Annotated in this window: 6 protein-coding genes; 1 reads left to right on the top strand and 5 read right to left on the bottom strand. The window is 68.1% G+C overall.

What is annotated here, in order from left to right; genetic code table 11:
* Positions 1-290: 290 nt before the first annotated feature.
* On the top strand, positions 291-761 hold the full coding sequence (locus X946_RS07675) for a DM13 domain-containing protein (protein ID WP_038745489.1): 471 nt from the start codon (positions 291-293) through the stop codon (positions 759-761).
* Positions 762-1,282: 521 nt separating this feature from the next.
* Here the strand turns inward: X946_RS07675 and X946_RS07670 are convergent.
* From X946_RS07670 to X946_RS07650, 5 genes are all read right to left on the bottom strand, one after another.
* On the bottom strand, positions 1,283-1,783 hold the full coding sequence (locus X946_RS07670; protein ID WP_038745513.1) for a cupin domain-containing protein: 501 nt from the start codon (positions 1,781-1,783) through the stop codon (positions 1,283-1,285).
* Positions 1,784-2,107: 324 nt separating this feature from the next.
* On the bottom strand, positions 2,108-3,079 hold the full coding sequence (locus X946_RS29500) for a phytanoyl-CoA dioxygenase family protein (protein WP_081989418.1): 972 nt from the start codon (positions 3,077-3,079) through the stop codon (positions 2,108-2,110).
* A gap of 633 nt (positions 3,080-3,712) precedes the next feature.
* A complete protein-coding gene (locus X946_RS07660; protein WP_038745486.1) occupies positions 3,713-4,846 on the bottom strand; it encodes an MFS transporter in 1,134 nt (377 codons plus the stop codon).
* 27 nt (positions 4,847-4,873) lie between these two features.
* A complete protein-coding gene (locus X946_RS07655; RefSeq protein ID WP_038745483.1) occupies positions 4,874-5,656 on the bottom strand; it encodes a DeoR/GlpR family DNA-binding transcription regulator in 783 nt (260 codons plus the stop codon).
* Between the two features lie 191 nt (positions 5,657-5,847).
* Complete coding sequence (locus X946_RS07650) at positions 5,848-7,083, bottom strand: NADH:flavin oxidoreductase/NADH oxidase family protein (protein ID WP_038745480.1); 1,236 nt, start codon at positions 7,081-7,083, stop codon at positions 5,848-5,850.
* Between the last annotated feature and the right edge of the window lie 15 nt (positions 7,084-7,098).

Below are 7,098 nucleotides of genomic sequence, written 5' to 3'. Positions count from 1 at the left end.
CGAGAATCCCGAGAATCCCGAGAATCCCGAGAATCCCGAGAATCCCGAGAATCCCGAGAATCCCGAGAATCCCGAGAATCCCGAGAATCCCGAGAATCCTCGCCGACTTCGCCAGGCTCTCCAAGTTCCCCGAGTCCGATCGGCCGGTCGCGACTTCCGTCCCGCGACCGCTTGCCGCACGTCGAACATGGCCGCCCGGCTGTCATATTTCGCCCGCCGCGCCGACTGTCGTCATGCCGGGCCCGTTCGCGGGCAACGGCGCATCGATTCGACTACGGAGGACGGAAGCTATGAAGAAAGAAGGGATCTGGATCGGCTCGCACGTGATCGCGTTCGTATTGGGCTTCGCGCTCGGCGTGTATTCGCTGCCGCTCCTGACGGCCGAAGCCGGCGCGAGCGAAACCGAGCTGCGCCCGATCACCGGACGCGCGCTTTACACGGGCCGCTTCGAGCGCGGCCTGACGGGCGGCGATCCGCTGCACTGGACGGACGGCAAGCTGTCCGTCACGCGCACGGCGCTCGCGTTCGAGGGGCGCGTCGCGCCGGGCCCGGACTACAAGATCTACCTTGCGCCCGAATTCGTCGCGTCGAAGCAGGCGTTTCTCGCGATGAAATCGCGCGCGCTGCGGGTCGGCGAGCTGAAGACGTTCGGTGACTTCGTCGCGCCGCTCGCGGAGGGCGTCGACGTCGACGCGTATACGACCGTCGTGATCTGGTGCGAGCGGTTCTCGCAGTTCATCGGGGCGGCGCGGTATCGGTGATGCGTGCCGGTCGGGCGCCGTCGGATCGGCGCGCGGCGAAATCGCGGCGGAATACGGATTGGGCGAGTCGATATCCTAAGAGCGCAAGAGCGCAAGAGCGCAAGAGCGCAAGTGCGGAAGAGAGGAAGAGAGGAAGAGAGGAAGAGAGGAAGAGAGGAAGAGTGCGAAAGTGCGGAAGCGCCGGTCCGCGCTGCCTTGCCCGTCGACGGCTTGCGCCGGATCGGCGGAGCCGGGCGCTCTGCGCGCATCGAGCCTCTTTTCTCGCCGTTCAGCGTGCGCACGCTTCAATGCGCCGCTCGGCGCGAGTTTCGGGGGCTCGGGGGCACGCACCTCGGCGGGCCGCGCCGTCGCCGGTCACGCTCGCCGTGCTGCCCGATTGCGATGCCGGATGCCGGCGGGCGCCATCCCCGTCGCTTGTCGTCGGCGGCGGCCGATCGTCGGTCGCTGCTCGCTGCTCGCGGCTCGTCGCGCCGCCGCCGCCGCCGCCGGGCAACCGGCGAAGCGCGGCGCCGAACGAACCGTCAGCCATCGCCGTCGCGCGGCGCGGGCTTGCCGTCGTGCGGCCCGAGCGGCCGCGCGGGCCAATCGATCCAGCGGTCCGCGCGCGTCGCCTCGTACGCCTTGTTGCGCGGATAGCGAATGCGATTCTCGGCTTTCGGCCTTTCGCCGACGACGAGCAGCCGAACCTCGGCGTCCGTGTCGTTGATGAACGTGTGGCAAAGTCCGGTGCCGGCCGGGAACCCGACGGCGTCGCCGGGCGCGAGACGGTGCAGGTGTCCGTCGAGCCAGACGTCCGGCGTGCCTTCCAGGACGAACACGAATTCCTCTTCCGCGCTTTCCGCGTGCGGATACGACGTGCGGCGGCCGGGCGGCAGCCGGCAATGATGAATGCCGATCCGCGTGATGCCGAGCTTCGCCGCGAGCGGCGCGCCGATCGCGAGCAGTTCGGTGTCGCCGCGATAGTGCGCGTCGTCTTCGTCCTCGAGTTCGGTCCAATGGCGGATGCAGTCCGGGCGGGTCAACATGGAGGGCTCCTTGTGAACGTGCGCCATCACACCATGCCGCGCCTGCCTTGTCCACGCTCGCGCGGCGGCGGTTCGGCGCGGCCACGCCGTTTGGATCGAAAGCGCTCGTCGGGCGGGCAAGAGCGTAACGCGGCTGCTCGAGTCCGTCGGCCGTATCGACCGAACTTGGCCGTGGCGAGCGGGGTGCTGCCGTCGTCGGCCGAATGTGCTCCCGATGAAGCCGATGCCCGCCGAGTGCCGGCTCGACGGGCGCCGATCGACGATTTGCTCCGGAATGTTTCCCCGCTCCGTAGCGAACCTAGTTCGACCGGCGACGCACGCTTAACGCGTCAGCGCGGACTTGATCGAACGCCAGAGCGAGCGGCGAGCGGGAGACGATGACCGAAGATCGTAGTACATGCTCGAATAGTGTAGCTGGCCACGCTGGACGACGGCGTCGTGGCAGGGGGCGTGATCGAAGTACCGTGGCCTTGCCGAGGCCGGGCAGAAATGTCCGACGAGGCTTTGGCGAGTCAGCGCCGGATCGACGACGGGCGAGCCGCCGTGCGCGAGATCGGCATGCCACACGAGGATGTCGCCCTTCTTCGCGAGGAAGCGTTCGACGCCTCGCTCGCTACTGGCGGCGGAGCTGCGTAGCCAGTCGGACCATTGCTCGTGAACATCCCAGCCGTCCAGGGCGGCGTCGAAGTGCTTGCGTCCCTCGCCGAACGGCCAATCGGGCAGGCGGTGGCTGCCGGGCGCGTACATCAGTTCGCCCGAGCCTTCCTTGATGTCCTCGAGCGCGATCCAGCATGCGGCGAGTTCCATCGGGCGGTCGACGACGACATAGGCGGTGTCGCGGTGCAGGCCCTGCTGCGAACCTTGGTCGAAGCTGAGGCTTTGGAAGAGGAGCGGCGCTTCGCCGAAGATGGCCTTCAGGAAAGTGATCAGCCGCGGCGACGAAAAGAGGTCCAGCGCCTCGCTCATTGCGCCGTAGCAGTCCACGACGCGCGTGCCGAGGCGGTTCACGGGTTCGTCGAGCTTGCGCGTGTCACGCGAGCCGTGCTTTTGGTAGAACAGCTCCGGATTTCCTTCCCGGAACGAAAGGTCGATTTGCGCCTGGAACGCATCCACTGCGCTCGGATCGGCGCCGCCTTCCAGCACGATGAAGCCGTCGCGGACAAAATCCGTAATGAGACGAGCAAGCTCCGGAACAGGCACTCTTGATTTCAATTGCTCCTGCCAGTCGGTGCGGTCGATCCACATACCGCCGAAGTTGGAATGGTTGTCGACATGGCCCGAAGTTGTGATCATCGTTGGTCTCCAAGGGACGATTTTGGTCTGAATTGGGCGCGGCAAATAATGCGATGTATCGCGACATTTTGCTTACGCACAAATATCAATAATATTACATTCGCTGAGAGTGCGAATTACGGGAACGAGCGGGGATGTTTAGTCCAATTGGCTGCGACGCGGGATTGATCGCGTGATCGTGGCCGCAGAAAAGACCGTCCCAAACGGACTTGGGGAATCGAAATGACGAGAGGCGCGAAGCCAGGCGCTGTGCCGTTGCTGCCGTGAAGCGTAAGGAGCGGCATCGGACCGCGTGAATGAGCGCCGTGACAAGAAGCGCCGGCAATCCGCCCGAGCTTCGTTCGCGAAAGGCGAAGACTTTGCCGTATCGCGGGTGTGCGACTTGCCAATGCGTCGGCTCAGTCGGCGGTCGAGCGGTGGACGCGACACGAAGCCGATCCGCCCGACCGAGTTCGCTGGCCGCTCCGGCGCTTCTCCACGGTTTTCGCGCGCGGTAGATCCGCGCACGCTCAGTGAGGAACATGGCACACGTCGCTCGCCACGGCGAGGAGCGATGCGGCGAGCCAAATTGTCCCGAGCGCGACTACCGTGCGAAACGTCGCGCGCAGGGCCGCGTTGCTTCGGGCGCGGTCGCTACCGCTTCCCCGTCACGAGCCGGGCGCAGCACGGAACGAGGCACAGCAGGACGGCCAGCATCCAGAACGCGCTTTCGAGGCCGACGCTCCGGGCGACGAAGCCCATGCCGGCCGGGCCGACCAGATGGCCTCCGTAACCGGTGATCGTGATGACCGTGACGGCCAGCGCGGAAGGCATCGCCCGCTGCGCGCCCGCACGGCGAAACAGCACGGGCACGATGTTCGACGCGCCCAGGCCGATGAACGCAAAGCCGGCCATCGCGACGCCCGCAATCGGCGCGGTCAGCAGAATCACGAACCCGGCGACTGCGAGAAGTCCGCCCCAGAACATCGTCGGCCGATCGCCAATGCGCGTCGCGATCGCATCTCCGCCGAACCGGCCGGCGGTCATCGCGATCGAGAACAGCACATAGCCCAATCCGCCCTGGGCCGCGACGACGAGCCCCTTGTCCGTGATGAGCAACGCGCTCCAGTCGAGCAGCGCGCCTTCGGCGAGAAACGTGATCGCGGCGAGGAGCGCGAGGAGCGGAACCACGCCGCGCGGCATCACGAACCGCGGCCGCTCGCCGGCCTGCGCGCCTTGCAGCAGTCTGGGGCTCGCGAAGAGGATCGCGGCGAGCATCGGCATTGCGCACAGCAAGGTGCTGGCGAACGTGCCGATGCGCATCGAGAGCAGGAACGTCATGATGCTGGAGCCGGCGGCGCCGCCGACGCTGAAGAGCGCGTGAAATCCGGACATCAGCGGCCGCGCGGCGGCGCGCTCGACTTCGACCGCATGGACGTTCATCGCCACGTCGAGCGAGCCGAGCGCCGCGCCGAACGCGAACAGCGCGACGCCGAGCGTGATCGGCCCGCTCGCGACGGTCAGCAGCGGCAGGATCGCGGCGAGCGCGACTCCGCCCGCGACGATGATCGGCTTGCTGCCGTATCGCGTGCTGAACGGGCCGGTGAGCAGCATCGAGGCCACCGAGCCGAGGCCGACGCAGAGCAGCAGCGCGCCGAGAGCGCCGTCGTTCACGCCGAGCCGCTGTTTCGCGAACGGCACGAGGGGCGCCCAGCACGCGAGCCCGAAGCCCGCCGCGAGAAAGGCGAGACGGGTGGCAAGCCGGGTAGCCGGCCGGTCGGCGGACATGTCGATCGACTCCACGAAGAACGGGCGTTACGGCCGCACGGGCGGCTGCGCCTGCAACACCGACGCACCGGCTTTCGACAGCAACGCGCATTCGGCGCGCGGCAGATCGTGCTCGACGACGATGCAGCCGATCTCGTCGATCGTCGCGACACGGTGCGGCGCGCGCGCGGCGAGCTTGTCGGCCGTCGCGAGGACGACGCGGCGCTCGCTCGCGGCGACGACGGCGCGCTTGAACGCCGCATCGGCGATGCCGAATGCGCTGAGGCCGCCTTTCGGCGACAGCGCGCAAGCGCCGAGAAAGGCGTGATCGACGTTCATCCGGCTGACGCTCTGAACGGCGGCCGCGTCGACGCATCCGCCGACCGCCGGATCGACCGCGCCGCCGATCATGATCAGGTTCAGATCGGAGCGCCGCAGCACGGCGGCGGCGATGTCGATCGAGTTGGTGGCGACCGTGAGCTCGGCGTCTTCGGGCAGGAACTCGACCAGCGCGAGATTGGTGCTGCCGCTGTCGAGAAACAGCAGTTCGCCGCGCCGGATCAGCGGCGCGGCCGCGCGGGCCAGCGCCTCCTTGCGTTCGCGCGCGGCGTCGATCCTGGCCGCCATCGGCGCGGACGCCGGCGTGACGGGCAGCGCGCCGCCATAGACCCGGCGGCAGCGGCCTTCGGCGGCCAGCGCGCGAAGGTCGCGGCGTATCGCGTCTTCGGAAACGTCGAATTCGGCGGCGAGCGCCGCGGCCTGGACCGGCTGCCCAAGAGCCAGCCGGCTTGCGATGGTGTCGCGTCGCGCGAGGGGAAGTGCGTCGGTCATGCACGCAGTATAACGTGCATAAACAAGAATTGAAACGTGCAAAAACGTGCATTTCGGAATGAGCGGGCGCCGCCGCCGTCGCGCGCCGGCGTTCGGCCGGACGCGCGGCGGCGCGAATTCCCGTGGCTGCACTTCGATCCGGCGCCCGCTGCAGGCGAGCGCGGAATGCCCGCCGCCGCAACGGCGCCTGGCTAACGCGCCGCCCGCGCGGCCGTCCAGCGCCGGTAACGCCGCGTCTGGCAGGACGTGGACAACTGCTGCAGGAGCAGCGCTCTCAGCGGCGAGACGCGCGGATTCGTCACACGCCCCTCACTGAGCCGCTTCAGCTGAAACTTGACGACCGCCATGTTGGCGAGCGAGCCCAGCACCTTGTTCTTCCAGACGATCGGGCGCAGCGCCGGCGCATTGTTTCCGCCCGCCAGCCAGTCGCGCGGCAGGTTCGGATCGACGGACAGCGCGGTGGCGATGCCGACCATCGCGACGCCGCTGTCGACGACCTGCTCGGCGACCGCGCGGCGGCGAATGCCGCCCGTGACCATCAACGGCATGCGCGCGGCCGCAGCGATGTCGCGAGCGAATTCGAGGAAATAGGCTTCGCGGGCGAGTGTGCGGCCGTCGCGCGCTTGTCCCTGCATCGCCGGGGCCTCGTAGCTTCCGCCAGACAGTTCGACCAGATCGACGCCGAGCGGATTGAGCATCTCGACCACGCGCTTCGCGTCGTCGGAGCTGAAGCCGCCGCGCTGGAAATCGGCGGAGTTCAGCTTGACGGACACCGCGAACCCGGGCGATACCGCGCCGCGCACGGCGCGGACGATGTCGAGCAGCAGGCGGGCGCGGTTCTCGATGCTGCCGCCCCACCGGTCCTGGCGGCGGTTCGTGATCGGCGACAGGAACTGGCTCAGCAGGTAGCCGTGCGCGGCATGAATCTGCACGCCGGTAAAGCCGCTTCGTTCCGCCAGCCGCGCGGCCTGCACGAAGCGGCGCTGCACGCCGGCGATGTCGTCGTCCGTCATTTCCCGCGGCACCGGAAACTGCTTGGACAGCGCGCCGAGCGCCAACGGCACCGCGGACGGCGCGAGCGTGGTCTGGCCGAGCGCGGCGGCCATCTGGCGGCCGGGGTGGTTGATCTGCATCCAGATGTGCGCGCCGTGGGCGCGCGCGACTTCCGCCCAGCGCCGGAAGCGGTCGAGGTGGGCGTCGTCCTCCAGCACCACGCCGTTCGGGCCCGTCATCGCGCGGTGATCCACCATGACGTTGCCGGTCAGGATCAGGCCGGCCTTGCCCTTCGCCCATGCGTCGTACAGGCGCAAGAGCGCGTCGGACGGCGCGTGGTCCGCATCCGCCATGTTTTCTTCCATGGCCGCTTTGGCGAGACGGTTCGGAATCACCGCGCCGTTGGGGAGAACGAGGGGAGTGAAGAGCTTCATGGGGAGCACCCGCGG

The sequence above is a fragment of the Burkholderia sp. ABCPW 111 genome, from assembly GCF_000773065.1.
GTDB lineage: Bacteria > Pseudomonadota > Gammaproteobacteria > Burkholderiales > Burkholderiaceae > Burkholderia > Burkholderia savannae.
Note: the sequence above shows the minus strand (reverse complement) of the source record. Positions and strands in the feature narration are given on the sequence as shown.

Coding starts and splice junctions, on each gene's coding strand:
- X946_RS07650 (WP_038745480.1), bottom strand. CDS start 7,083: ATGAAGCTCTTCACTCCCCTCGTTCTCCCCAACGGCGCGGTGATTCCG.
- X946_RS07655 (WP_038745483.1), bottom strand. CDS start 5,656: ATGACCGACGCACTTCCCCTCGCGCGACGCGACACCATCGCAAGCCGG.
- X946_RS29500 (WP_081989418.1), bottom strand. CDS start 3,079: ATGATCACAACTTCGGGCCATGTCGACAACCATTCCAACTTCGGCGGT.
- X946_RS07660 (WP_038745486.1), bottom strand. CDS start 4,846: ATGTCCGCCGACCGGCCGGCTACCCGGCTTGCCACCCGTCTCGCCTTT.
- X946_RS07675 (WP_038745489.1), top strand. CDS start 291: ATGAAGAAAGAAGGGATCTGGATCGGCTCGCACGTGATCGCGTTCGTA.